This window comes from Serratia sp. X10, assembly GCF_017811775.1.
Classification (GTDB): domain Bacteria; phylum Pseudomonadota; class Gammaproteobacteria; order Enterobacterales; family Enterobacteriaceae; genus Serratia; species Serratia ureilytica.
The window spans coordinates 119,492-145,935 of record NZ_JAEIOH010000007.1; the positions used below are offsets into that span (position 1 = coordinate 119,492).

General features: G+C 62.0%; 21 protein-coding genes, 1 tRNA gene and 1 pseudogene. 12 read left to right on the top strand and 11 right to left on the bottom strand.

The window, feature by feature from the left end; all coding sequences use genetic code 11:
• Positions 1-10: 10 nt before the first annotated feature.
• Positions 11-2,032: an FAD-dependent oxidoreductase gene (locus tag J9788_RS20315; RefSeq protein ID WP_182265452.1), complete on the bottom strand. Its 2,022-nt coding sequence runs from the start codon at positions 2,030-2,032 to the stop codon at positions 11-13.
• Between the two features lie 307 nt (positions 2,033-2,339).
• Here J9788_RS20315 and J9788_RS20320 point away from each other — a divergent pair, with 307 nt between their 5' ends.
• Positions 2,340-3,959 carry an ABC-F family ATP-binding cassette domain-containing protein gene (locus J9788_RS20320; RefSeq protein ID WP_046897266.1) on the top strand — a complete coding sequence of 540 codons (1,620 nt, stop codon included), beginning with the start codon at positions 2,340-2,342 and terminating at the stop codon, positions 3,957-3,959.
• Between the two features lie 22 nt (positions 3,960-3,981).
• Here J9788_RS20320 and J9788_RS20325 read toward each other — a convergent pair whose 3' ends face one another.
• Positions 3,982-5,454, bottom strand: a complete 1,473-nt coding sequence (locus J9788_RS20325; protein ID WP_182265451.1) for a PLP-dependent aminotransferase family protein — start codon at positions 5,452-5,454, stop codon at positions 3,982-3,984.
• Between the two features lie 121 nt (positions 5,455-5,575).
• Between J9788_RS20325 and J9788_RS20330 the strand changes: the two genes are divergently transcribed.
• The 3 genes from J9788_RS20330 to J9788_RS20340 are packed head-to-tail and all read left to right on the top strand — an operon-like array spanning position 5,576 to position 9,608.
• Entirely contained in the window at positions 5,576-6,841 is a 1,266-nt protein-coding gene (locus tag J9788_RS20330) for a 4-aminobutyrate--2-oxoglutarate transaminase (RefSeq protein ID WP_182265450.1), read from the top strand.
• A gap of 12 nt (positions 6,842-6,853) precedes the next feature.
• Positions 6,854-8,308: an NAD-dependent succinate-semialdehyde dehydrogenase gene (locus tag J9788_RS20335; RefSeq protein WP_046897269.1), complete on the top strand. Its 1,455-nt coding sequence runs from the start codon at positions 6,854-6,856 to the stop codon at positions 8,306-8,308.
• 58 nt (positions 8,309-8,366) lie between these two features.
• On the top strand, positions 8,367-9,608 hold the full coding sequence (locus tag J9788_RS20340; protein WP_046897270.1) for an amino acid permease: 1,242 nt from the start codon (positions 8,367-8,369) through the stop codon (positions 9,606-9,608).
• Positions 9,609-9,681: 73 nt separating this feature from the next.
• On the opposite strand, the gene yfcF is transcribed toward J9788_RS20340, so the two are convergent.
• Complete coding sequence (gene yfcF / locus J9788_RS20345; protein ID WP_046897271.1) at positions 9,682-10,317, bottom strand: glutathione transferase; 636 nt, start codon at positions 10,315-10,317, stop codon at positions 9,682-9,684.
• Between the two features lie 117 nt (positions 10,318-10,434).
• Between yfcF and J9788_RS20350 the strand changes: the two are divergent.
• Positions 10,435-10,545, top strand: a pseudogene (locus J9788_RS20350) (HPP family protein); the annotation flags it as partial.
• Here the strand turns inward: J9788_RS20350 and aac(6') are convergent.
• Positions 10,546-10,986, bottom strand: coding sequence for an aminoglycoside 6'-N-acetyltransferase (gene aac(6') / locus J9788_RS20355; protein ID WP_046897272.1), 441 nt, complete (start codon positions 10,984-10,986; stop codon positions 10,546-10,548). It lies immediately after the preceding pseudogene.
• 122 nt (positions 10,987-11,108) lie between these two features.
• Positions 11,109-11,184, bottom strand: a tRNA-Ile gene (locus J9788_RS20360).
• A gap of 146 nt (positions 11,185-11,330) precedes the next feature.
• On the opposite strand from J9788_RS20360, the gene mug reads away from it, so the two are divergent.
• Together mug and J9788_RS20370 are read left to right on the top strand one after the other, a co-directional pair.
• Positions 11,331-11,819, top strand: a complete 489-nt coding sequence (mug, locus tag J9788_RS20365; RefSeq protein ID WP_182265449.1) for a G/U mismatch-specific DNA glycosylase — start codon at positions 11,331-11,333, stop codon at positions 11,817-11,819.
• A gap of 16 nt (positions 11,820-11,835) precedes the next feature.
• Complete coding sequence (locus tag J9788_RS20370) at positions 11,836-12,288, top strand: nuclear transport factor 2 family protein (protein WP_370571553.1); 453 nt, start codon at positions 11,836-11,838, stop codon at positions 12,286-12,288.
• A gap of 55 nt (positions 12,289-12,343) precedes the next feature.
• Here the strand turns inward: J9788_RS20370 and rpoD are convergent, their stop codons facing one another.
• From rpoD to rpsU, 3 genes are all read right to left on the bottom strand, one after another.
• Positions 12,344-14,185: an RNA polymerase sigma factor RpoD gene (gene rpoD, locus J9788_RS20375; protein WP_019453085.1), complete on the bottom strand. Its 1,842-nt coding sequence runs from the start codon at positions 14,183-14,185 to the stop codon at positions 12,344-12,346.
• Between the two features lie 157 nt (positions 14,186-14,342).
• Positions 14,343-16,091: a DNA primase gene (gene dnaG / locus J9788_RS20380; protein WP_019453084.1), complete on the bottom strand. Its 1,749-nt coding sequence runs from the start codon at positions 16,089-16,091 to the stop codon at positions 14,343-14,345.
• Between the two features lie 136 nt (positions 16,092-16,227).
• Positions 16,228-16,443 (bottom strand): 30S ribosomal protein S21, encoded by a 216-nt coding sequence (rpsU, locus tag J9788_RS20385; RefSeq protein WP_001144069.1) that lies wholly within the window; start codon positions 16,441-16,443, stop codon positions 16,228-16,230.
• A 325-nt stretch (positions 16,444-16,768) separates the two neighbouring features.
• Between rpsU and tsaD the strand changes: the two genes are divergently transcribed.
• Entirely contained in the window at positions 16,769-17,782 is a 1,014-nt protein-coding gene (gene tsaD / locus J9788_RS20390) for a tRNA (adenosine(37)-N6)-threonylcarbamoyltransferase complex transferase subunit TsaD (protein ID WP_004937199.1), read from the top strand.
• A 30-nt stretch (positions 17,783-17,812) separates the two neighbouring features.
• Here tsaD and plsY read toward each other — a convergent pair whose 3' ends face one another.
• Entirely contained in the window at positions 17,813-18,457 is a 645-nt protein-coding gene (plsY, locus tag J9788_RS20395) for a glycerol-3-phosphate 1-O-acyltransferase PlsY (RefSeq protein ID WP_033644590.1), read from the bottom strand.
• 107 nt (positions 18,458-18,564) lie between these two features.
• On the opposite strand from plsY, the gene folB reads away from it, so the two are divergent.
• Both folB and bacA read left to right on the top strand, forming a co-directional pair.
• Positions 18,565-18,924: a bifunctional dihydroneopterin aldolase/7,8-dihydroneopterin epimerase gene (gene folB / locus J9788_RS20400; RefSeq protein WP_046897274.1), complete on the top strand. Its 360-nt coding sequence runs from the start codon at positions 18,565-18,567 to the stop codon at positions 18,922-18,924.
• Positions 18,925-19,056: 132 nt separating this feature from the next.
• On the top strand, positions 19,057-19,881 hold the full coding sequence (bacA, locus tag J9788_RS20405; protein ID WP_033644592.1) for an undecaprenyl-diphosphate phosphatase: 825 nt from the start codon (positions 19,057-19,059) through the stop codon (positions 19,879-19,881).
• 40 nt (positions 19,882-19,921) lie between these two features.
• On the opposite strand, the gene J9788_RS20410 is transcribed toward bacA, so the two are convergent.
• On the bottom strand, positions 19,922-21,166 hold the full coding sequence (locus J9788_RS20410) for a multifunctional CCA addition/repair protein (protein ID WP_182265448.1): 1,245 nt from the start codon (positions 21,164-21,166) through the stop codon (positions 19,922-19,924).
• A gap of 122 nt (positions 21,167-21,288) precedes the next feature.
• Positions 21,289-21,909, bottom strand: a complete 621-nt coding sequence (locus J9788_RS20415) for a TIGR04211 family SH3 domain-containing protein (RefSeq protein ID WP_033644594.1) — start codon at positions 21,907-21,909, stop codon at positions 21,289-21,291.
• Positions 21,910-22,186: 277 nt separating this feature from the next.
• Here J9788_RS20415 and J9788_RS20420 point away from each other — a divergent pair, with 277 nt between their 5' ends.
• A complete protein-coding gene (locus J9788_RS20420; RefSeq protein WP_182265447.1) occupies positions 22,187-23,494 on the top strand; it encodes an inorganic triphosphatase in 1,308 nt (435 codons plus the stop codon).
• 45 nt (positions 23,495-23,539) lie between these two features.
• The gene (gene glnE / locus J9788_RS20425; protein ID WP_182265446.1) at positions 23,540-26,377 is read left to right on the top strand and encodes a bifunctional [glutamate--ammonia ligase]-adenylyl-L-tyrosine phosphorylase/[glutamate--ammonia-ligase] adenylyltransferase; all 2,838 of its coding nucleotides are present in this window, start codon (positions 23,540-23,542) and stop codon (positions 26,375-26,377) included.
• Positions 26,378-26,444: the final 67 nt, after the last annotated feature.

Below are 26,444 nucleotides of genomic sequence, written 5' to 3' on the forward strand. Positions count from 1 at the left end.
CGCCCCTTTTTTACAGCGCCATCGCCAACCGCGTACCCTGATCGATCGCGCGGCGGGCGTCCAGCTCGGCGGCCACGTCGGCGCCGCCGATCAGGTGCACGGTTTTCCCCATCGCCAGCAGTGGTTGCTGCAGTTCGCGGCGCGGTTCCTGCCCGGCGCAAATGACCACCGTGTCCACCGGTAGGCAGCTGTCTTGCTCGGCGCGGGTGATGTGCAGCCCTTCGTCGTCGATCAGCCGATAGCTGACGCTGTTGAGCATCTTCACGCCGCGCATCGCCAGGCTGGCGCGGTGGATCCAACCGGTGGTTTTGCCCAGGCCTTCGCCCACTTTGCTGGTTTTGCGCTGCAACAGGTAGATTTGCCGGGCGGCGCGCGGCGCCTGCGGGCCTTGCTCAGCCAGCCCGCCGCGCTGTTCAAGGCGGCCATCGATGCCCCATTCGCGGTTGAATTCCGCCTGATCCAGGCTGCTGGACACGCCGTGCTGGCTAAGGTACTCGGCGGTATCGAAGCCGATGCCGCCGGCGCCGACGATCGCCACCCGCTGGCCGACCGGTTTTTTATCGCGCAGCACGTCCAGATAGCTCAGCACCTTGGCGTGCCCGATGCCGGGGATGTCCGGGGTGCGCGGCACGATGCCGCAGGCGAGGATCACCTCATCGAATTCGCTTAAATCCGCCGCCTCGACCTTGACGCCCAGTTTGACCGTCACTTCACGCAGCGCCAGCTGGCGGCGGAAGTAACGCAGCGTTTCATGGAATTCTTCCTTGCCGGGGATCTGCTTGGCGATGTTGAACTGGCCGCCGATCTGCTCGGCGGCGTCGAACAGCGTCACCTGATGGCCACGGCTGGCGGCGGTGGTGGCGAAGGCCAGCCCGGCAGGGCCGGCGCCGACCACCGCCAGTTTTTTCGGTTTTTCCGCCATCGTCAGCGGCATTTCGGTTTCGCGGCAGGCGCGCGGGTTGACCAGACAGGAAGTCAGCTTGCCTTCAAAAATCTGGTCGAGACAGGCCTGGTTGCAACCGATGCAGGTATTGATCTCGTCGGCGCGCCCCTCGGCGGCTTTCTGCACAAAGGCGGCGTCGGCGAGGAACGGACGCGCCATCGACACCATGTCGGCGCAGCCGTCCGCCAGCACCTGCTCGGCCACCGCCGGATCGTTGATGCGGTTGGTGGTGATCAGCGGGATGCTGACCTTGCCCATCAGCTTGCGGGTCACCCAGCTGAATCCGGCGCGCGGCACCATGGTGGCGATGGTCGGAATACGCGCTTCGTGCCAGCCGATGCCGGTATTGATGATCGTGGCGCCCGCCTGTTCGATCGCCAGCGCCAGCTGCTCGATCTCCTCCCAGCTGGAGCCGTCTTCCACCAGATCGAGCATCGATAGCCGGTAGATCAGAATGAATTCCGGGCCCACCGCCTGGCGTACCGCCCTGACGGTTTCGACGGCGAAGCGCATGCGGTTGGTGAAGCTGCCGCCCCATTGGTCGTCGCGCTGATTGGTGCGCGTCGTCAAGAATTGGTTGATCAGATAGCCCTCGGATCCCATCACCTCAACGCCGTCATAGCCGGCCTGCTGCGCCAGCGCCGCGCAGCGGGCGAAGTCGGCGATAGTCTGCTCGATCTCCGCTGCGCTGAGTGCGCTCGGCGTAAACGGGTTGATCGGCGCCTGCAGCGCGGAAGGGGCCACCAGCTTGGGTTGATAGCTGTAGCGGCCGGTGTGCAGGATCTGCAGCGCAATTTTGCCGCCCGCCCGGTGGACGGCTTCAGTCACCGGGCGGTGGTGAGGCAATTGCGCCTCGCTGTTGAGGATCGATCCGCCGCGAAACACCACGCCCTGTTCGTTCGGGGCAATGCCGCCGGTGACGATCAGCGCCACGCCGGCGGCGGCGCGCTCGGCATAGAACGCGGCCAGGCGCTGCGGGCCGTCGGGCAGCTCTTCCAGGCCGGTATGCATCGATCCCATCAGCACTCGGTTTTTCAGAGTGGTGAAGCCGAGATCCAGCGGCGCCAGCAGGTGAGGGTAATTGCTCATTGCACTCTCCATCGGGTGAAATCGGGGCCCGTTGTTATAATTATGTGAACAAAAGTGGTCGGATGAGATAAATCTAGCCGTTGTCGCGTCGCTTGGGAATTTGCGTTGCGCCGAATGTGATAGATGTCATGAATCTCAGACTCTGTTTGCATAACGAACAAAAGATCGGTTAGCCTTTACGCGTTGCAAATTCCTTCTCTCTGCGGAGCCATTACCGAAAATGAACACCCACACCTGTTGATATCTGGTCCCACGCCGTGCGCTCTCGCGCCCTGTGGGGATGTTTTGATCTCATTCAGGAGTGCTTATGGCTCATTTTGCGCAGTCCCCTTATTTCGTTTTACATCAACTGACCTGCCAATTTGCTGACGGCGAAACGCTGTTCGGCCCGCTGGATCTCGCTTTCGACCGGCAGCGCTGCGGCCTGGTAGGGCGCAACGGCGTCGGCAAAACCCAGCTGCTGCGCCTGATCGCCGGGCTGGATCAACCGGGCAACGGGCACGTCGAATCTCATGCCGCAGTAGCTTACGTTGCACAGCAGCCGGAGATCGCCGCGGACACCACGCTGGCCCAGCTGTTGGGCTATGGCGAGGCGTTCGCCGCGCTGGCGCGTATCGAGCAGGGGCGGCCGCTGGCGGACGATATCGATCGTCTGGAAGGGCGATGGGATCTCCACGATCGCCTGCAAAACGCCTTCGCCGCCGCCGGGCTGCCGGCCTTCGATCCGTTGCGATCCGCCAGTTCGCTGAGCGGCGGCGAGCGGATGCGCGCGGCGCTGTGCGGCGCCTTGCTCGGCGAAGCGGATTTTCTGCTGCTGGACGAACCGACCAACCACCTCGACAGCGCCGGCCGCGCCTGGCTGTATCAGCAGCTGGATCAGTGGCGCGGCGGGTTGCTGATCGCCAGCCATGACCGGCAGCTGCTGGCGCGCATGGAGCGCATCGTCGAACTGACGCCCGGCGCGCTGCGCAGCTACGGCGGCAACTATGATGACTACCGGCGGCAGCGCGATGCGCAGCAGCAGGCGGCGCGCGCCGATCTGGAGCATGCGCGCGAGGAGCGCCGCCGCACCCGCGCCCGCCAACAGAAAGAGCACGACATGAGCCAGCGGCGCTCGGCGCAAACGCTGCGCGTCGTCGATACGCTGAATATCGCCTCTTTCGAGCGGGTGGCCTACAAGTCGGCGGCGAAGGAGAGCCTCGGCACGCTGCGCAAACAGCATCAGGATCGGCGCGACAGCCTCGATGCGGCGGTGCGCGAAGCCTACCAGCGGGTGGAAGAGGAACAGCCGGTGTTGCTGGCGCTGCCGGGCAGTGAAGTGAGCGCGAACAAGCAGGTGCTGGTGCTCGAGCGGCTGCAGCTGCCGTTCGTCAGCGCGCCGCCGCTCGATCTGCGTATCGACGGCCCGATGCGCGTCGCGTTGACCGGCCCCAACGGCTGCGGCAAATCCACCCTGCTGAAGACTCTTCTCGGTCAGCTGACGGCGCTTTCCGGCTATTGTCATTGTCCGCTGTCGACCGCCTACCTCGATCAAACCCTATCGCAGCTCGACCCGGGCCTGTCGGTGATGGAGCATCTGGGGCTACAGGATTCGCCGCTGGCGGAAGGCGCGTTGCGCACCCGGCTGGCGCAGCTGCAGCTTGGCGCGAATCGCATCGCGTTGCCGCTGGGCTCGCTCAGCGGCGGTGAAAGGCTCAAGGCGGCGCTGGCCTGTGCGCTGTGGCGGCGCCAACCGGCGCAGCTGCTGTTGCTCGATGAGCCGACCAACCACCTGGATCTGGCGTCGTCGTTGGCGATCGAAACCGCACTGGCGGATTTTCCCGGCGCGATGATGGTGGTGTCGCACGACGAAGACTTCCTGCAGGCGCTGCGGCCGACGCATCGCCTGAACCGGCAGGCGGATGGCTGGCGGCTTCAGGCCTGGTGAGGCAGGCGGGCGGCATTCTGACTTAGTGCGGGGCGTTGATGCACGTAAGCAGTTGGGTGAAGGCGGCGGCCATCTGCTCTTCCGGCACGCAGGCAAAGCCCATCAGCAGGCCGCGTCGGCGGTTGGGCAGCATGTAATAGCGCGACAGCGGCCGCACCAGCACCCCGCGCGCGCCGGCGGCGGCGGCGATCGCCACGTCGTCGGCCTCGTCCGGCAGGTTGAGGATCAGGTGCAATCCGGCGTTGCTGTTGAACTCGCTGAGCGCCTGCTTGCCGAGGTGCTGTTCGATCAACCCGGTCAGGAAGGCGCGCCGCCGGGCGTACAGCAGCCGCATGCGGCGGATATGCGCGGTGTAGTGTCCCTCTTGGATAAATTCCGCCAGCGCGCTCTGGATCAGCAGGTGCCCGCCGCGGTACAGCTCGGCGTGGGCGGTTTTCAGCGGCTGCACCAGCGGCGGCGGCAACACCACATAGCCGAGGCGCAGCGCCGGATAGAGCGTCTTGCTGAAGGTGCCGATGTAGATCACCGGCGCGTCGGCTTCCAGCCCTTGCAGCGCCGGGATCGGTTGGCCGGAAAAGCGGAATTCGCTGTCGTAGTCGTCCTCGACGATCCAAGCGCCGGCGTTGCGCGCAAGCGCCAGCAGCCGTTGGCGGCGCGCCAGGCTCATCACCGAACCGAGCGGATACTGGTGCGACGGGGTGACAAAGATCAGGCGCGGCGGGTTGACCGGCTGCTCCGGCGGCACCAGCCCGGCCTCGTCCACCGCCAGCGGGCAGATGTTCAGCGCATTGATGCGCAGGATATTGCGGATCCCCCAATAGCCCGGCTCTTCGATCCAGGCGTCATCCCCCGGATTGCACAACATGCGCGTCACCAGATCGATCGCCTGATGGATGCCTTCAGTGATCAGGATCTGTTCCGGCGAGCAGCGCACCGAGCGCGCCACCCGTAAATACTCCACCAACGCATGCTGCAGCTCCGGGCTGCCGCCCTGATTGCTGTAGGTCAGCCGTTGCGGCGTCGGGCGGCGGCTGAGGCGCGCCTGGATCTTGCTGAACAGCTGATGAGGAAAGGCGTTGACGTCGGGGACGCCGGGAATAAACGCCCCCCACTGTTTGGGGCTGGCGCTGGCGTGATGCAGCAGCGTGGCGCCGCGCTCCGACAGGTCGACGCGCCGCGGTTGCCCGCTGCCGTCCGCCGAAGCGCCGCCGGTGGAGAGGCAACTGTCCGGCACCGTGTCGGCGACGAAGGTGCCGCTGCCGGCGCGCGCCGACACGTAGCCTTCCGCCAGCAGTTGTTCATAAACGGTTAACACAGTGTTGCGGGACAGGCTGAGCTCCTGTGCCAGATCGCGCGAGGCGGGCAGGCGGCTGGAGGGCGGCAGGCTGCCGTCGAGAATGCTGGTGCGGATCGCGTTGTAAAGCCGCTTGTGCAGCTTGTCATCGGGCTGTTCGCCGAGGCGCTGCAGCAACAGATCACCACTCAATGAGCGCAATTGGATCCCTCAATTATTCGTAACTGGCACTCGATTATAGGGCCACATCCTGTGTAAATAAACGGCATTGTTTCACGAATGTGAACGAAACGTGTAACTGGCATCGACCGGAGAGAACAGCATGAAAAACGCAGAATTGAACCAACGCCGTCAGGACGCCACCCCGCGCGGAGTGGGCGTGATGTGTGGTTTTTACGCCGAGCGTGCAGAGAACGCCACGCTGTGGGATGTGGAAGGCAAAGAAGTGATCGACTTCGCCTCGGGGATCGCCGTGCTGAACACCGGCCACCGTCACCCGAAGGTGATCGCCGCGATTGAAAAGCAGCTGCAGGCCTTCACTCACACCGCCTATCAGATCGTTCCTTACGAAAGCTATGTCTCGTTGGCGGAGCGCATCAACCAGCGCGCGCCGATCGCCGGCCCGTGTAAAACCGCCTTCTTCACCACCGGCGCGGAAGCGGTGGAAAACGCGGTGAAGATCGCCCGCGCTTATACCGGCCGCCCGGGGTTGATCACCTTCGGCGGCGGCTTCCACGGCCGCACCTACATGACCATGGCGCTGACCGGCAAAGTGGCGCCTTACAAACTGGGCTTTGGCCCATTCCCCGGTTCGGTGTTCCACGGCCAGTACCCGAACGCGCTGTACGGCGTGACCACCGAAGACGCGATGAACAGCCTGGACCGCCTGTTTAAAGCGGATATCGATCCCAAGCAGGTGGCGGCCATTGTGCTGGAGCCGGTGCAGGGCGAGGGCGGGTTCAACGTGGCGCCGGCCGATTTCATGCAGGCGCTGCGCGCGCTGTGCGACCAGCACGGCATCCTGCTGATCGCCGACGAAGTGCAGACCGGCTTCGCCCGTACCGGCAAGCTGTTCGCCATGGAGCACTACAGCGTTAAGCCCGATTTGATCACTATGGCGAAAAGCCTGGCAGGCGGCATGCCGCTGTCGGCGGTGGCGGGCCGCGCCGAGGTGATGGATGCGCCGGCGCCGGGCGGGCTGGGCGGCACCTATGCCGGTAACCCGCTGGCGGTGGCCGCCGCGCACGCGGTGCTGGACGTGATCGAAGAAGAGCAGCTGTGCCAGCGCGCTCAGCGCTTGGGCCAACACCTGGTGGAAGTGCTCCAGCAGGCGCGTAAAACCAGCCCGGCGATCGCCGATGTGCGCGCGCAGGGATCGATGGTGGCGGTGGAGTTCAACGATCCGGCTACCGGTAAACCTTCAGCCGATGTCACCCGTCAGGTGCAGCAGAAGGCGATGGAGGAAGGGCTGCTGCTGCTGAGTTGTGGCGTGAACGGCAACGTGATCCGCTTCCTCTACCCGCTGACCATCCCGGACGATCAGTTCACCAAGGCGATGGGCATTCTGTCCCGCGCGCTGGCCCACTAAGGAGCGAACGGCATGAAATTGAATAATCCCGAGCTGTTGCGCAGCCAGTGTCTGATCAACGGCGAATGGTGCGACGCCCTGAGCGGCAAGCGCGAAGCGGTGATCAACCCGGCCACCGGCGCCGAGCTGGCCAGCATTCCGCTGGTCAGCGAAGAGGAAACCCAGCAGGCGATCGCAGCGGCGCAGCGGGCGCAAAACGACTGGAAACAGCTGACCGCCAAGCAGCGTTCCGCGCTGCTGCTGGCCTGGGCCGATAAGGTGCTGGCCTCGCAGGAGGATCTGGCGCAGCTGATGACCGCCGAGCAGGGCAAATCGCTGGCGGAAGCGCGCGGCGAAGTGGCCTACGCCGCGTCGTTCATCACCTGGTTCGCCGAAGAGGCCAAACGGGTGGACGGCGCGGTATTGCAGGCGCCGCAGGCTTCGCAGCGCCTGGTGGTGGTGAAGCAGCCGATCGGCGTGTGCGCGGCCATCACCCCGTGGAATTTCCCGGCGGCGATGATCACCCGCAAGGTGGCGCCGGCGCTGGCGGCCGGTTGCGCCATCATCGTCAAACCGGCCGAGCAAACGCCGCTGACCGCGCTGGCGTTGGCCAAGCTGGCGCAGGACGCCGGCATTCCCGCCGGCGTGTTGCAGGTGGTGACTGGCGAAGCGGCGCAGGTGGGCAAGGTACTGTGCGACAGCCCGGTGGTGCGCAAACTGAGCTTTACCGGCTCGACCGAGGTCGGCCGCATTCTGATGGCGCAGTGCGCGCCGAGCATCAAGAAACTGTCGCTGGAGCTGGGCGGCAATGCGCCGGTCATCGTGTTCGACGACGCTAATCTGGACGCGGCGGTGGCGGGCATCATGGCCTCCAAGTTCCGCAACAGCGGCCAGACCTGCGTGTGCGCCAACCGCATCTACGTGCAGGACGGCATCTACGAGCGGCTGGCGGAGAAGCTGGTGGCGGCGGTCGAGCAGTTGAAAGTCGGCGACGGCAGCCAGGAAGGCACCACTCAGGGGCCGCTGATCGACAGTGATGCGGTGGCGAAGGTGCAGAGCCACATCGATGACGCGCTGATCAAAGGGGCGCAGATCGCCACCGGCGGCCAGCCGCACGCGCTGGGCGGCACCTTCTTCCAGCCGACGGTGGTGACCGGCGTGACGCAGAAGATGCGCTTCGCCAAAGAAGAGACCTTCGGGCCGGTGGCGCCGCTGTTCCGCTTCCATGACGAGGCGGAAGCCATCGCCATGGCCAACGACACCGAATTCGGCCTGGCCGCCTACCTGTTCACGCAGAACGCCGCGCGCCAGTGGCGGGTGCCGGAAGCGCTGGAGTACGGCATGGTCGGCATCAACACCGGGCTGATTTCCAACGAAGTGGCGCCGTTCGGCGGCGTGAAACAGTCAGGGCTCGGGCGTGAAGGATCGCGCTACGGGATAGAAGAATATCTGGAGCTGAAATACCTGTGTATCGATGTGAGTTGTTGAGCGTCAGGACGTTAACCCATCCCGGCGGCCAGCGTCGCCGGGCGATAAAGGATGATGCATGTCTGATAATATCTCTGTTTCTCCGGCGCTTGCCGCCGGGGTGCGAGCATCTGCACCCGCCAAATCGTTAAGTTTCCTCGAAGGGGTGGCGATGATCGTCGGCACCAACATCGGCGCCGGGGTGCTCTCCATCGCCTATGCCTCCAGCAAGGCCGGTTTCCTGCCGCTGCTGTTCTGGCTGGTGCTGGTGGGGAGCCTGACCACCATCACCATGCTGTACGTCGCTGAATCCACGCTGCGCACCCGCGCGCATCTGCAGCTGAGCGGTCTGGCGAAGCGCTACGTCGGCGGGCTGGGCGCCTGGTTGATGTTCGCTTCGGTGTGCGTCAACAGCGTCGGGGCGCTCACCGCCTATATGACCGGCAGCGGCAAGCTGCTGCAATCGCTGTTCGGCATCTCGCCGGCGCTGGGCAGCCTGCTGTTCTTCGTACCCGCTGCCGGCGTGCTGTACCTCGGTTTGAAAGCGATCGGCCGCGGCGAGAAGTTCATCAGCATCGGCATGGTGGTGATGTTGACCGCGCTGGTGGCGGCGACGCTGCTGAAAGACACCACTCAGATGCGCAACCTGCTGGACGGCGACTGGCGCTATATGGTGCCGGTGTTCAACGTGGTGGTGTTCTGCTTCTCGGCGCAGTACATCGTGCCGGAGATGGCGCGCGGCTTTGCCGACAAGCCGGAACAGCTGCCGAAGGCGATCATCGTCGGCATGGCGGTGACCTTCATTCTGCTGGCGGCGGTGCCGATGTCGGTGATTGCGCTCAGCGGGCTGGATGACATCTCCGACGTGGCCACCATTTCCTGGGGCCAGGCGCTGGGGCAGTGGGCGTTCTTCTCCGCCAACATCTTCGCGCTGTGCGCGATGTTGACCTCGTACTGGGGATTGGGCGGCAGCTTCCTGACCAATATTTTCGACAAGTTCCGGCTGGGCAACGACGAGCTGCCGCTGCGCCGCTTCGGCGTGCTGCTGCTGGTGGTGGTGCCGCCGTTCGCGCTGGCCTACAGCGGGCTGGTGTCGTTCGTCAACGCGCTCTACTTCGCCGGGGTGTTCAGCGGGGTGATCCTGTCGATCATGCCGATGCTGATCCTTCGTGGCGCGCGCAAACACGGCGACCAAACCCCACGCTGGCAGTGCAACTGGATCACGCACCCGCTGCTGCAGATCAGCATTGTGTTGCTGTACCTGGCCAGCGCGGTGTACGCCATCGCTTCATTGTTAGGCTATCTGCCCTCTGGATGGTGATTTGCCTTCCCTCAAGCAGTGATGTTGTTTCTCGGCATTGAGAACGGCGGCGTCGTGGCCGCCGATTTTTTTCTCACGCGCGCCGCTTTTCCGACAACGCCAGCCAGGCCTGCACCGACGGGCGCTGCCACTGCTTGTGCGCATAGTGGCGCACGCGCTCCGGCACCGGATCGCCGTGCATCACCAGCCGGTTGAGCATCAGCGCCAGATCGGTGTCGGCGATGCACCACTCCCTGAACAGATTGTCCTGCCCGTGGCTCAGCAGTTTTTCCACGGCGGCGATCAGCTTGCGCGCGGCCTGTTGAGCCGCTTCGGACAGCGGCGGGAACTTGCCGTTGTTGAACACCACCTCGGTCGAACGCTCGGCGCGGATCGGCAGCAGATCGCTGCGCAGCCAGGCCTGGATCTCGCGCGCTTTGGCGCGCAGCTTCACGTCGCGCGGGTATACGGCGTGGGCTGGATGGATGTCTTCCAGGTATTCGGCGATCGCCGAAGACTCCGAGAGCTGGAACTCGCCGATCGCCAGCGTCGGCACCCGGCGGGTGAGCGACAGCGCCGCGTAGGCCGCCTCTTTGTTCTCTTCTTTCGCCAGGTCCACCGGCTTCACGGTGAACGGAATGCCTTTTTCCGTCAGCACGACAAAGGCGGACATGGCGTACGGGCTGAAAAATTCACTGTCGGTATAAAGCTCGGTGATCGGTTGAGACATCGGCGGTTCCTCGGGGTTAAGGGGGGAACATTCATCATTGTTGAGGGGAGGCTAAAAATCAATCTGTTAGCCTAAAAGTTCTTTTATGACGCGGCGGACGGCGGTGCTGGCCATCGGCACGAGGCGTTGATGCAGGGGGAGCTGTTCGATATCGATGAGGACGATCTGCAGGAGATCCTGCTGCGCGCCGAGCAGCTGGCGCATCAGCGGCAAAGCAAGACCGCCTGATCAGCCCAGCGTTTTGCGGTAAAACACCACCCGTTCCGTTTCGGCAAAGCCCAGCGCGGCATGCAGGCGCTGGGAGTCCAGATTGGCGATATCGGTATCCGATGCCAGCTCGCTGCAGCCTTGCTGCTTGGCCCATTCCTGCACCTGTGCGATCAATCGCGTGGCCCAGCCCTGGCGGCGGGCGCGTTCGACGGCATAGATACCTTCCAGAAACGCCACCGGCGACGACTCGCAGCCGTTGACGTAATCGTAGCGCAGCGCCACTTCGGCAAAGCCGATGAAAGCGCCGTCCACCCCTCGCGCCATAAACGCGGTGTGGTGCGGCGAAGCCAATATTTCGCGCATCTCCGCGCGGTGCTCTTCAGGCGAACTGGATGGCCACAGCGCCGCGCGCAGCGCCAGCCAGGCGTCGAGGTTGTCGTGGTCGCAGATGACGATCATGCGGGATCCTTATGAGTCGGAATAAATCAGGCATGCCGAAAGAGAAGTGTGGCACGGCGGCGGGAAACAAAAAAGCCACCCCAAACAGGATGGCTTGTAAGGCTGTGAAAACAGCAAAAATTTGGTGGCCCCTGTTGGGTTTGAACCAACGACCAAGCGATTATGAGTCGCCTGCTCTAACCACTGAGCTAAGGGGCCAAGCCGCGAGATTATAGGGAATCCTTAAGCGGCGGTCTACTGTTACCCGCCCGTATGTTGCTTTTCTGCACAGTTCTAGCCTGTTGTAATTGCTGGCGGATTTTGCGATAACCGCAGTAAATCCCTGCAATGGACTCACGATACTCATGGAACTTCTGGCGCCTGACCTGCGGGTGGTGTTTTGCGGCATCAATCCCGGCCTTTCTTCCGCCCATCAAGGCTACCCTTTCGCCAACGGCAGCAACCGCTTCTGGAAGGTGATCCATCAGGCCGGTTTTACCGAGCGCCAGCTGGCGCCGGAGCAGTGGCAGCAACTGAAGGATAACGGCTGCGGCATCACCGCGCTGGTGGCGCGCCCGACGGTGGCGGCCAGCGAGCTGTCGCGCGACGAGTTGCGCAGCGGCGGTGAGGCGCTGCAAGAGAAGATCCTGCGCTACCAGCCGCGCGCGCTGGCGATTTTAGGCAAGCAGGCGTTCACCACCGCCTTCGGGGTGAAAAACGCGCCCTGGGGCAAGCAGGCTATGATGCTGGGGCAAACCGAGGTGTGGGTATTGCCCAACCCCAGCGGGTTGAACCGCGCCACGCTGGAGCAGCTTACCGCCAGCTATCGTGAGCTGTTCCTGGCGCTGCAATGACATAAGGGAGTGTGCGATGACATCGATGATGAAAGGCTGTTTGATGGCGCTGCTGTTGGTGACCGGCGCCGCGCAGGCGGGGCATTCGCCGCAGGAAGCGCGCAACAAGCAGAACGTGCTGGAGTTTTATCGGCAGGGGCTCAACAACAAGGATTTTGCGGCGGCGCGGCCGTTTTTGGGTGAGCAGTACAAGCAGCATAACCCCAATGCCCAAGACGGCGTGGAGGGATTTCGTCAATTTGTCGAGCTGCTGAAAACGCGTTACCCCAACTCGCACAGCGAGATTAAACAGGCGTTCGTCGACGGCGACTACGTGATCCTGCATGTGGAGGTCAGCGGACGCGAGGCCGGCAAGACCGCGGCGATCGTCGATATCTTCCGTCTCGACAGCGCCGGAAAAATCGTCGAGCACTGGGACGTGACGCAGCCGGTGCCGGAGAAGACCGCCAGCGGCAACAGCATGTTCTGAGGCATAAAAAAACCCCGGCAGGCCGGGGTTTTTGTTTTTGATGCGGCAGCCGGACTTAGTCGTCCAGGAAGCTGCGCAACACTTCGGAGCGGCTTGGGTGACGCAGCTTGCGCAGCGCCTTGGCTTCGATCTGACGGATACGCTCACGGGTAACGTCAAACTGCTTGCCTACCTCTTCCAGCGTGTGGTCGGTGTTCATGTCGATACCGAAACGCATGCGCAGCACTTTCGCTTCGCGCGCGGTCAGGCCGGCCAGCACGTCGTGGGTGGCGGAACGAAGGCTTTCCGAGGTCGCGGAATCCAGCGGCAGCTCGAGGGTAGTATCCTCGATGAAGTCGCCCAGATGCGAATCTTCGTCGTCGCCGATCGGTGTTTCCATCGAGATTGGCTCTTTGGCGATCTTCAGCACCTTGCGGATCTTGTCTTCCGGCATCAGCATGCGCTCGGCCAGCTCTTCCGGCGTCGGCTCGCGGCCCATCTCTTGCAGCATCTGGCGCGAAATACGGTTGAGCTTGTTGATGGTCTCAATCATATGCACCGGAATACGGATGGTGCGCGCCTGGTCGGCGATGGAGCGGGTGATAGCCTGACGGATCCACCAGGTGGCGTATGTCGAGAACTTGTAGCCGCGGCGGTATTCGAACTTGTCTACCGCTTTCATCAGGCCGATGTTGCCTTCCTGGATCAGATCCAGGAACTGCAGGCCGCGGTTGGTGTATTTCTTGGCGATGGAAATAACCAGACGCAGGTTGGCCTCAACCATCTCTTTCTTCGCGCGGCGGGCTTTCGCTTCACCGATCGACATGCGACGGTTGATGTCTTTGACTTGCTCGATGGTCAGGCCGGTTTCTTCTTCGATCTGACGCAGTTTCTGCAGGCTGCGCTGCACGTCTTCAGCAACGTCTTTCAGCTTTTCCGACCATGGCTTGGCCATCGCCAGCGCGGCTTCGAACCAGGAATCGCTGGTTTCGTTGCCGGCGAACAGGGTGACGAAGTTTTTCTTCGGCATTTTGCACTGTTCAACGCACAGCTTCATGATGATGCGTTCCTGGGTGCGAACGCGGTCCATCATGGTGCGCATGCTGTTGACCAGGAAGTCGAACTGTTTCGGCACCAGGCGGAACTGCTTGAACACTTCAGACAGCTTCAGGATCTCGTCCGCGGCGCTGGCATGGCTGCGGCCGTTTTTCTTGATCATCTGACGGGTTGCTTCGTACTGATCGCGCAGCTCGGCGAACTTCTGACGCGCCAGCTCAGGATCGATGCTGTTGTCGTCTTCGGTATCGTCGTCTTCGGCGTCCTCATCTTCGTCGTCGTCGTCTTGCTCTTCGCTCGACAGTTCGGAACCGATGTGGGTGGCGGTTGGGGCGATGTCCTCTTCCGCGTTAGGATCGACGAAGCCGGTGATCAGGTCGGACAGGCGCGCTTCGCCCGCTTCGACGCGATCGTACTGCTCAAGCAGATAGGTGATGGCTTCCGGGTATTCGGCAACCGAGCACTGAACCTGGTTGATGCCGTCTTCGATGCGCTTGGCGATGTCGATTTCGCCTTCGCGCGTCAGCAGTTCGACGGTACCCATTTCGCGCATGTACATGCGCACCGGGTCGGTGGTGCGGCCGATTTCGGATTCCACGCTGGACAGAACCTGTGCGGCGGCTTCTTCCGCATCTTCGTCCGTGCTGTTCGAGTTTTCGGCGAGCAGCAGGTCATCGGCGTCCGGTGCTTCTTCCATCACCTGGATGCCCATGTCGTTAATCATCTGGATGATGTCTTCGATCTGATCGGAGTCGACGATATCTTCCGGCAGATGGTCATTGACCTCAGCATAGGTCAGATAGCCTTGCTCCTTACCACGGGTGACAAGTAGCTTCAGCTGTGACTGCGGGTTTTGCTCCATAAGACGGTATCCACACTTCAGAGTATTTAGGTTGGTGTCGGTCGGCGAAACCGCCAACAATAGCATTTGGGGCGTTTTCGTTATCGCCGCGGCCCACTATGGCGGCACTGTGCAGGGCTCTGCCCTCGCAATTATCGGCACTTAAGCCGTTTGGTATTCAGTTTTTCTTCGCTAAAACCTGGTTGAGGGAACGGACTTCTTCACGTTCCTCCGGGCTCAGGCCGCGCGTTCTGGCCTGCGCGATCAGCGTTTCCAGCCGTTGCTCGAGCACCGAGTCGTACAGGCTGGCCAACGTATCCAAAAAGGTCTGTTCGACCATGTCCTCAACGATCATATGGTTCCAGGTCGCCAAGGTTTCAAGCTGCTGGCTGAATTTGTTGTCGCGATACAGCTCCAGCAATTGCCCGGTTGTCAGGCCCGGCTGCGCCAAACAGGTCTGCACCAGTTCGACGAACAGCGGCAATCCCGCCTGTTTGGTCTGCTCCAACCCTTCCAGCGAAGGGATAAGTGTAGCCAACTGCGGATTTTGCACCAGTAACCCTATCAGTATACGCATGGTTGTGCGTTTTAGCTGGGGCGCCTGATAAGGATTCGCATTTTCAGCCTGCTTGGGCATCAGCTTGTCGAGCTGGCTGTCGTCCAGCAGCCCCAGCTTGTTGCCGAGCTCCTGACGCAGGTACAAGCGCAACGTTTCGCCCGGCACCTGAGTAATCAGCGGCAGCGCCAGCGTGCTCAGCTTGGCGCGCCCGTCCGGGCTGCTCAAATCCACCTGCGGCAGCAGGCTTTCGAACAGGAACGTGGACAGCGGCTGCGCCTGCTCCATTCGCTGCTCGAAGGCTTCTTTACCTTCCTTGCGCACCAGCGTGTCCGGGTCTTCGCCGTCGGGCAAAAACATGAACCGCAGCTGGCGCCCGTCGTTCAGGTACGGCAGCGCGGTTTCCAGCGCTCGCCAGGCCGCTTCGCGGCCGGCGCGGTCGCCATCGTAACAGCAGACGACGTTGTCGGTGGCGCGGAACAGCAGCTGAATGTGTTCAGCCGTCGTCGAGGTGCCGAGCGAGGCGACGGCATAATCGATGCCGAATTGCGCCAACGCCACCACGTCCATATACCCTTCCACCACCAGCAGCCGCTGCAGGGTAGGGTGGTTCTGCTGTGCTTCATACAGGCCGTACAGCTGGCGGCCCTTATGGAAAACTTCGGTTTCCGGCGAGTTCAGGTACTTGGGCATGCCGTCGCCCAATACGCGGCCGCCGAAGGCGATCACACGCCCTCGCTTGTCGCGGATGGGGAACATTACCCGTTCGCGGAAACGGTCGTACGAACGCCCCTGATCGTTAGTCACCAGCATGCCGGCATCGTTCAATGCGCGGCGCGAGTCGGCGTCGCGGCCGAAACGCTTCAGGGCGTTGTCCCATCCCGCCGGCGCGAAGCCGATGGCGAAATGGCGAATAACGTCGTCACTTAATCCGCGCTGCTGCAAATAGTTGCGCGCCGGCGCCCCGGAGGACTGCTGCAGTGACTGTTGATAGAACGCGCTGAGCTGTTCCATCAGTTGGTATAGGCTCTGGCGCTGATGGCGTTCGATCTGGGTCGGCCCGGTGCCCGCTTCGTAAGGCACTTCCAACCCGTGCATGGTCGCCAGCTCTTCGATGGTTTCGACAAACTCGAGTCGGTCGTAATTCATCAAAAAGTCGACGGCGTTGCCGTGCGCACCACATCCAAAACAGTGATAAAACTGCTTTTCGCCATTAACGGTAAATGAAGGCGTCTTTTCGTGGTGGAACGGACAGCACGCGTGGTAGTTCTTGCCTTGCTTCTTGAGCTTCACGCGGGCGTCGATCAAATCGACGATGTCGGTGCGAGCCAGCAAGTCATTGATAAATACGCGCGGAATTCGTCCAGCCATAAGCCCTTACTTCATTAGCCTATAAACGAGAACAAGCCGCGCATTCCTTTCGGAAAGCACGGCCTTCGTATGCAACTACTCGGTCTGCGCGATTTTGAAAATCAGAAATTCACGCGGTGGGGTTGCCCCCGAAGAATTAATACAGACGAGTGCGGCGTGCGTTTTCGCGAGCCAGTTTCTTCGCGTGACGTTTCACAGCAGAAGCTTTAGCGCGTTTACGTTCGGTAGTTGGTTTTTCATAAAACTCACGACGACGAACTTCAGCTAAAACACCCGCTTTTTCGCAAGAGCGTTTGAAACGACGCAGAGCAACGTCAAATGGCTCGTTTTCACGTACTTTAATTACCGGCATGTGCCTCTCACCTCAATAAAATTCGGTTTGCTGCTGGCCAAGCGCCAGCCTTTTCAAAATGGTGCGGAATTTTACTCCAATGGATGCTGCTTTGTAAAGCATCACCGCAAATTGAAACCCGCGTCGCTCTGCCGCAACGTGCGCAATTTTGCACCGGGCGCTGATTATAGACTAATCAGAAAAAAATGCTCGTGTTTAATCGCCTGGGCATTTTCTGGATGAATCATCGACATAGGCGCAAGCCGGTGACAAGATGCGCCGCGCTGGCGGTAAATGCGGCGGAATGTGGTAGACTGGCGGCCGCACGTGAATGATGGGAAATGTAATGCGAGTACTGGGTATAGAAACGTCCTGCGATGAAACCGGAATTGCAGTGTATGACGATCAAACCGGTTTGTTGGCCAACCAATTATACAGCCAGGTGAAGCTGCACGCCGACTACGGCGGCGTGGTGCCGGAACTGGCCTCCCGCGATCACGTGCGCAAAACCGTGCCGCTGATTCAGGCGGCGCTGAAAGAGGCCAACCTGACCCCGGCCGATATCGACGGCGTGGCTTATACCGCCGGGCCGGGCCTGGTAGGCGCGCTGCTGGTCGGCGCTACCGTCGGGCGCGCGCTGGCGTTCGCCTGGAACGTGCCGGCGGTGCCGGTGCACCACATGGAAGGCCACCTGCTGGCGCCGATGCTGGAAGATAACCCGCCGGCGTTCCCGTTCGTCGCGCTGCTGGTCTCCGGCGGCCACACTCAGCTGATCAGCGTCACCGGCATCGGTGAATATGAACTGCTGGGCGAGTCGATCGACGATGCCGCCGGCGAAGCGTTCGACAAAACCGCCAAGCTGCTCGGCCTGGATTATCCCGGCGGGCCGATGCTGTCGAAGATGGCGCAGCAGGGCACGGCGGGGCGTTTCACCTTCCCGCGGCCGATGACCGATCGTCCGGGGCTGGACTTCAGCTTCTCCGGCCTGAAAACCTTCGCCGCCAACACCATTCGCTCCAACGGCAACGACGATCAGACGCGTGCCGACATCGCCCGCGCCTTCGAGGATGCGGTGGTGGATACGCTGGCGATCAAATGCAAACGCGCGCTGGAGCAAACCGGCTTCAAACGCCTGGTGATGGCCGGCGGCGTGAGCGCCAACCGCACGCTGCGCGCCAAACTGGCGGAGATGATGCAGAAACGCGGCGGGGAAGTGTTCTATGCCCGCCCGGAATTTTGCACCGACAACGGCGCGATGATCGCCTATGCCGGCATGGTGCGGCTGAAGAGCGGCGCCAACCCGGAGCTGAGCGTGTCGGTGCGGCCGCGCTGGCCGCTGGCGGAACTGCCTGCGGTATAAAACAAAGGGCCGGTTAGTCCGGCCCTTACGTTATTCGTCTTTCGGCTGGTCGCCGTTATCCTCATCCGCGTCGTTTTTCTTCTTGCGGAACTTGCCCCAAATCTTGCCTTCCTGGCCGCGCCACAGGCGCTGAATATTGTCGTGATGCCGCATCAGGATCAGGCAGGAGAGCATCGCCACCGGGAAGGTGAACTGCGGTTTGAACCACCAGACGTAGAACGGGGCGATCAGCGCGCTGACGATGGCGCCGAGCGAGGAGTAGCCGCTGAGCAACACCGTCAGCAGCCAGGTGCCGGTCATCAGGCCGGTCAGATCCCAGCCGATAGGCGCGATGGCGCCAAACGCCGTCGCCACGCCTTTACCGCCGCGAAAGTGGAAGAACACCGGATAGATGTGCCCAAGACAGGCGGCGATCGCCGTCAGGCCCAGATACAGCGGCGGCACATTGAGTTTGTAGGCCAGCCAGACCGGCAACATCCCTTTCAGAATATCGAACACCAGCACCGCCGCCGCCGCCAGCCGGCCGCCGATGCGCAGGACGTTGGTCGCCCCGGGGTTTCCTGAGCCATGTTCACGCGGGTCCGGCAGCCTGGCGATCCGGCAAACCAGGATCGCGCTCGAAATCGAGCCGCACAGATACGCGAAGATAATCATGCCAAGCGCGGTAGCACTCATAACGCGGTTCCGTTTAATAATGGTCGTTTTACTCGCAACATCTATGGATAATACGCACATTCCGCTGGAAGTGGTATCCGGCAAGGCCAAAAACAGAGAATGACGTGATGGATATCGTATTTATTGAAGAGCTTACCGTAATTACCACCATTGGCGTTTATGAGTGGGAACAGGGCATTCGTCAGAAGCTGGTGTTCGATATCGAAATGGGCTGGGATAACCGGCCGGCCGCCGCCAGCGACGACGTAAATGACTGTCTGAGCTATGCCGACGTCAGCGATGCCGTGATCCAACACGTGGAGTCGAACCGGTTCGCGCTGGTGGAGCGCGTGGCGGAGGAAATATCTGAAATTTTGCTCAAGCGCTTCAATTCCCCCTGGGTCCGTATTAAGGTCAGCAAACCGGGCGCTGTAGCACATGCCAATCGGGTCGGCGTGATCATTGAGCGCGGCACTCGTCCCGCATGATTTTATGTCATCTGCTTGCAACGAAAGACCGTTAACCTGGTCTTAATCCTGAGAATTGTTTTAGCGGCATTGTCTTTAAGCATTGCCGCTTTTTTATGTGATAGCCGTTATTTTATGGGGTGAGCGAAGCACATGGCAGACATGCATTCACTGTTTATTGCGTTTGTTCTTGGGGTTGTCGAGGGATTAACCGAATTTTTGCCGGTTTCTTCCACCGGGCATATGATCATCGTCGGCGAGTGGCTGGGCTTTACCGGCGACAAAGCCAAAACCTTTGAAGTCATTATCCAGCTGGGGTCGATCCTGGCCGTCGTCGTGATGTTCTGGCGCCGGTTGTTCGGTTTGATCGGCATCCATTTCGGCGGCAAGCCGGTGGAGCACGAAGGCAAAACCAGCGGCCAGCTGAAGCTGGGGCACATCCTGCTGGCGATGATCCCGGCGGTGGTGCTGGGGCTGGCCTTCCATGATTTCATCAAGTCGCTGTTTGCGCCGAAAAACGTAATGTACGCGTTGGTGGTCGGCGGCCTGCTGCTGCTGGCGGCGGAATGGCTGAAGCCGAAGAAGCCTAGCGCGGAAGGGTTGGATGACATCACTTACCGTCAGGCGTTCATGATCGGCTGCTTCCAGTGTCTGGCGCTGTGGCCGGGCTTCTCCCGTTCGGGTTCCACTATCGCCGGCGGCATGCTGGTGGGCGTGAACCGCTATGCGGCGTCCGAGTTCTCCTTCATTCTGGCTGTGCCGATGATGATTGGCGCCAGCGGCCTGGATCTGTACAAGAGCCTGCACTTCCTGACCTGGGGCGACCTGCCGATGTTCGCCGTCGGTTTCGTCACCGCCTTCGTGGTGGCGCTGGTTGCGATCAAGACCTTCCTGTCTCTGATCAAACGCATCTCGTTCGTGCCGTTCGCTATCTACCGCTTTATCGTGGCGGCCGTGGTTTACATGGTGTTCCTGTAAGCCTTCACGCCAGGAAAAAACCCCGCTCTGCGGGGTTTTTTTATGCCTGATCGTTGATGATGGTTTGGGTGAGCTTCCACTCGGCCAGCGCCTGCTGGCGGCGGCGTTTGAGCTCGTCGCGGATCGCGGTGCCCTGCAGCCCGCTGGCCACCACCTCTTTAATAGATACCGCGTTCGCCACCTGATACGCCTGACGCAGATAGTCGCCCTGCGGATAGGGATTCTCCTCAAAGCCGGTACGGCCGCGCGCGTCCGCCTCGCTGGTCAGGATCATCTGCTCCAGCCGGTGCGGCTTGCGCCAGACGTCGATGGCGTCGAACAGCTTCAATAGGGTCTCCGGCCGCAGCTTGTTCACGGTGTGGATCAGATCATGGTACTCGGCCACCAGCTTGCTCAGATCGCGCACCGGGTTGGGCACCCGCAGCCGCTGGCACAGCGCCTCGACCAGCCGCACGCCGGCCGGGCCGTGGCCGTGGTGATGCGGCCAGAACGCTTTTGGCGTCAATCCCTTGCCGAGGTCATGGCACAGGGTGGCGAAGCGCACGTCCACCTCCGGCGTGAGGCGGGCGGCGATCGCCAACGCCATCAGCGTGTGCACGCCGGTGTCGATCTCCGGGTGCCACTTGGCGGGAGCCGGCACGCCGAACAACGCGTCGATTTCCGGGAACAGCACCGCCAGCGCATCGCAGTCGCGCAGCACCTGAAAATAGACCTGCGGGCTCTGGCTTTGCAGTGCCTTTTCAGTTTCTTTCCAGACGCGTTCGGCGGTCAGCGCGGCCAGTTCACCGCTGTGCGCCATTTGGCGCATCAGGGCGAGCGTTTCGTCGGCGATGCGAAAACCCAGGTGGGCGAAGCGGGCATTGAAGCGCGCCACGCGGAGTACGCGCAGCGGATCTTCGCCGAAGGCGTCGGAAACGTGGCGCAGCACGCGCGCCTGCAGATCGGCCACGCCGCCGTAAGGATCAATCAGCTCCCCCTCGGCGGAACGGGCGATGGCGTTGATGGTCAGATCGCGCCGCAGCAGATCCTCCTCCAGCGTGACGTCCGGCGCGGCATAGCAGGTAAAACCGGTGTACCCCTGGCCGGATTTGCGCTCGGTGCGCGCCAGCGCATACTCCTCGTGGGTGTCGGGATTGAGGAATACCGGAAAATCTTTGCCGACCTGCTGGTAGCCCAATGCCAGCAGCTCGGCCGGCGTGGCGCCCACCACCACCCAATCATGATCGACCACCGGAATGTCGAGCAGGCTGTCGCGAACGGCGCCGCCGACCAGATAAATCTGCACTGTTGACTCCTGAATATCGTGTAAGGCTCTGTCTATCAGATTACATGAATTGGCCGCGGGATGTCGGCGCCAATGAAAAGGGCGCCCGCAGGCGCCCATACTCAAACTGAACGATACTGAGATCAGTTCATCCAGCGATTGTTGTTCTTGCGGCGCGGGATCAGGTGCGGCAACAGCAGGCCCAGCAGCAAGCCGACGCCGGCGACGCCGCCGCCGTACATGAACCACTGCAGAATAATGGTGCGCTGTTTGTCGTCGAGCTGCAGGTTAACGGCGTTAACCTTCTTCTGCGCGACCACCAGCTGGTTTTTCAGATCCTGGTTTTCTTTCTGCAGGCTGCTGATGGTGCTGTCGCTGCCCGCGACTTTTTCCTGCATTTCCGCCGTGCGCTGGTTCCAGGTGTTATCGATGTTGGCCAGCTTGTCGGTCAGGGTTTTCACCTGCTGTTCCAGCTCGGGCACGCGGGTGCGCAGGCTCGGCGTCTGGCTGAGCTGATCGAGTGGGATCCAGGTGGTGCGGCCTTTCGGATCGCGGATTTGGCCGTAGTTGGTGCTGTCGTTGACGCTCAGCAGGGTGACTTCTTCACCGGCGTTCAGAGTGCCGACAATACGGTACTGATTACCTGGGCCGCTATGGACGTAAGTGCTTAACTCATCGGAGATATAGCGTTTATCTTCGGCATGTGCGCCCCAAGTGATGCTGAAGCTCAGCGCGGCAAGGCAAATCAGGCGTAATTTCTGCATTAGTTCATCGTTTCTGGGTGAATTTATGGAACGATAGTAGAGCGTTCAGTCTGACGACGCAACGCCAAAACCGGAATGAGAACTATCTTACTGTGGCTGATTCTGTGAGTTGCGCGGCGTTTTATAACGTAACAGGTTTTTTCTACAGTTAGCAGGGTTAAGGCGCCGGGAATCGCGGTAAGATAACGGCAACTGTGCGTCATTGGGCAGTATGCGGCGGCCGAACGCGCCGCGCTGAAACAGACGTGAATGCATAACTTATTGGTGTTAAAGAATTATGACCGTTGAAATTGAACTGAAATTCATCGCCGCGCCGCAAGCGGTGGCCGCTCTGCCGCAATGGCTTGCCGCCTGGCCGCATCAGCATTCCGCGCCGCAAAAACTGACCAACATTTACTTCGAAACGTCCGATAACTTCCTGCGCAATCACGACATGGGGCTGCGCATTCGCGGTTTCGACGATCGCTATGAGATGACCATCAAAACCGCCGGTAAAGTGGTGGCCGGTCTGCACCAACGTCCGGAATACAATGTCGCTATCGCCGAGCCGCAGCTGGCGCTGGCGCAGTTTCCTGCCGACATCTGGCCACAGGATTGTGATATCGCGGCGCTGCAGCAGGCGTTGCAGCCGCTGTTCCGTACCGACTTTGCGCGTGAAAAGTGGGTGGTCACTTACGGCCAAAGCGAGATCGAGATTGGCTTGGATCAGGGAGAGGTGCGCGCCGGTGACCTCAGCGAAGCCCTGAGCGAGATCGAACTGGAGCTGCTGAAAGGCAACACTGCCGATCTGCTGGCATTGGCCGGCGAGCTGGCGGCGCACGATGGGCTGCGTCAGGGCAGCCTGAGCAAGGCGGCGCGCGGCTACCACCTGGCGCAGGGCAATCCGCCGCGCGAGGTGCGCCCGCTGCGGGTGCTGAAGCCGGCGGCCAAGGCGACCGTGGAGCAGGGGATGATCGCCGCCTTCGAGCTGGCGCTCAACCATTGGCAGTACCATGAGGAGCTGTGGCTGCGCGGCGATGCGCAGGCGCGCGGGGCGGTCCTCGAAGCGGTCGGCACGATCCGCCAGGCGCTGGTGATCTTCGGCGGCCTGGTGCCGCGCAAGGCCAGCGCCGATCTGCGCGCCCGCCTGACCGAGCTCGAACCGCTGTTGGCGGACAAAGCCGCGCAACCGGAGAGCCTGTGCTACAGCGCGGCCTATCTGCAATGTAAGTTGGCGCTCACATCATGGCTGGTGCGCGGCGCCTGGCGGCCGTTTATCGACGCCAAAGGGCAGGCCAAACTGGACGGTTCATTCAAACGCTTCAGCGACATCATGCTGGGGCGCAGCGGCGCGGAGCTGAAAGAAGCCTTCAGCCGTACGCTGAACGAAGATGAATATCAGGAGCAATTGCCGCGCCTGACGCGTCAGATTTCGGCGCTGGTCCTGCTGTCGGGCGCTTACCCCGACGAGCAGACCGGGCCTTATATCGACGCCTGGCGCGAGCTGCAGGCGGCGCTGAGCGAGCGCCGCCAGGGCTGGTATGAAGCCAGCCGCAAACAGGCCTTATCGCATGCGCCATTCTGGTTAAACGGCGCGCTTCGTTAATCCAGCCGGCCCGCCAGCCGTGGGCCGCAGAACGGGTCATACACTATGTCGCCACTTTCAGCCGCGTTACAGGCTCAGGCACAGCAGGTTGTGCAGCGTTTTCAGGAAGTTCACGGCGCGGACTGCGCCTTTAGCGAGCAAGAGCAGTGGGTGCTGGCGTCGAGCGACTTCGTCAGCGACGCGCTGCTCGCCCAGCCGGCCTGGTTGGCGACGCTGCGCGAACAGCCGCCGGCGCCCGGCGAGTGGCAACACTACGCCGCCTGGTTGCAGGACGAGCTGGAAGAGGTGCGCGACGAAGCGCAACTGATGCGCACGCTGCGTCTGTTTCGCCGCGAAACGCTGGTGCGCATCGCCTGGGCGCAGGCGCAGGGGCTGTGTTCGACCGAAGAAACGTTGCTGCAGCTGAGCGGGCTGGCGGAGACGCTGATCGTCAGCGCGCGCGACTGGCTGTATCAAACCTGTTGCCGCGAGTGGGGCACGCCGTGCAATGCCGACGGCGAACCGCAGCCGCTGCTGGTTCTCGGCATGGGCAAGCTGGGCGGCGGCGAACTGAACTTCTCGTCGGACATCGATCTGATCTTCGCTTACCCGGAAAATGGTCAAACCCAGGGCGGGCGGCGCGAGCTGGATAACGCCCAGTTCTTCACCCGTCTCGGCCAGCGGCTGATCAAGGCGCTGGATCAACAGACCATCGATGGCTTCGTCTATCGCGTGGACATGCGGCTGCGGCCGTTCGGCGACAGCGGCCCGTTGGTGATGAGCTTTGCGGCGCTGGAGGATTACTACCAGGAACAGGGGCGTGACTGGGAGCGCTATGCGATGGTAAAGGCGCGCCTGATGGGCGGGGCGGAAGACGCCTACAGCCAGGAGCTGCGTAAAACGCTGCGTCCGTTCGTGTTCCGTCGTTACATTGATTTCAGCGTCATTCAGTCTCTGCGCAACATGAAGGGCATGATCGCCCGTGAAGTGCGGCGGCGCGGCCTGAAGGACAACATCAAGCTGGGCGCCGGCGGCATTCGCGAAATCGAATTCATCACCCAGGTATTCCAGCTGATCCGCGGCGGCCGTGAACCGGCGTTGCAGGGGCGTTCGCTGCTGCCGACGCTGCAGGCGGTGGGCGAGCTGGGGCTGCTGGAAAGCGAGCAGGTGCGGGCGCTGAGCGCCGCCTACCTGTTCCTGCGGCGGCTGGAGAACCTGCTGCAGGCGATCGGCGATCAGCAAACCCAGACGCTGCCGCAGGAGGCGCTCGATCAGGCCCGGTTGGCCTACGGCATGGGGTTGGCGGATTGGCCGGCGCTGATGGCGGCGCTGGACGTGCACATGCAGGCGGTGCGTGCGGTGTTCGACGACCTGATCGGCGACGATAGCCCGGATGTCGGCGAAGATCCCGACTATCAGCACTACCACAGCCTGTGGCAGGACGCGCTGGAGGAGAACGAGCTGGCGCCGCTGACGCCGCACCTCGATGAAGAGGGGCGCCGACAGATGCTGCGCACCATCGCCGATTTCCGCCACGACGTAGACAAACGCACCATCGGCCCGCGCGGCCGCGACGTGCTCGATCAGCTGATGCCGCGCCTGCTGGCGGAGGTATGCCCGCGGCAGGACGCGCCGACTGCGCTGGTGCGGCTGGCGCAGCTGCTGCTGAGCATCGTCACCCGCACCACCTACCTCGAGTTGCTGGTGGAGTATCACGCGGCGCTCAGCCATCTGATCCGCCTGTGCGCCGCGTCGCCGATGGTCGCCAACCAGCTGTCGCGTTACCCGCTGTTGCTGGACGAGCTGCTGGATCCGGCCACGCTGTATCAGCCGGTGGCGCTGGACGCCTACCGCAGCGAGCTGCGTCAGTACCTGCTGCGGGTGCCGGAAGACGATGAAGAGCAAAAGCTGGAGGCGCTGCGTCAGTTCAAACAGGCGCAGCAGTTGCGCATCGCCGCGGCGGATATCGCCGGGGCGCTGCCGGTGATGAAAGTGAGCGATCACCTGACTTATCTGGCTGAGGCGATCATCGACGCGGTGGTGCAACAGGCCTGGAGCGACATGGTGGCGCGCTACGGCCAGCCCACCCATTTGCAGGAGCGGGAGGGGCGCGGCTTTGCGGTAATCGGCTATGGCAAACTGGGCGGCTGGGAGCTCGGGTACAGTTCCGATCTCGATCTGGTGTTCCTGTTGGATTGCCCGCCGGAGGTGATGACCGACGGCGATCGCTGCATCGACGGCCGCCAGTTCTACCTGCGGCTGGCGCAGCGGGTGATGCATCTGTTCAGCACCCGCACCTCCTCCGGCATTCTGTATGAGGTGGACGCGCGCCTGCGGCCTTCCGGCGCCGCGGGGATGTTGGTCAGCACCGTCGAGGCATTCGCCGACTACCAGCAAAACGAAGCCTGGACCTGGGAGCATCAGGCCCTGGTGCGCGCGCGCATCGTGCACGGCGATCCGGCGCTGCATCAGCAGTTCGACGCGATCCGGCGCGAGATCCTGTGCAAAACGCGCGATGCGCAGACCCTGAAGCGCGAAGTGCGCGAGATGCGCGAAAAGATGCGCAACCATCTCGGCAACAAGCAGCGCGATCTGTTTGATATCAAGGCCGATGAGGGTGGCATTACCGACATCGAATTTATCGCCCAATATCTGGTCTTACGCTATGCGCCGGGTGAACCGCGCCTGACGCGTTGGTCGGACAACGTGCGCATCTTCGAGCTGATGGCCAATTACGACATCATGCCGGAAGAGGAGGCGCGCGCGCTGACCCAGGCCTATGTCACCATGCGCGACGAGATCCACCACCTGGCGCTGCAGGAGCATTCCGGCAAGGTCGGCAGCGAGCTGTTTGCCGCCGAGCGCGAGCAGGTGCGCGCCAGCTGGGCCAAATGGCTGGATTAATACCTTTTTGCGGGTATTCCGGCGGTCTGTGGTAATATCTGCGCCACTAAAATTTTGTTCTTTTTTG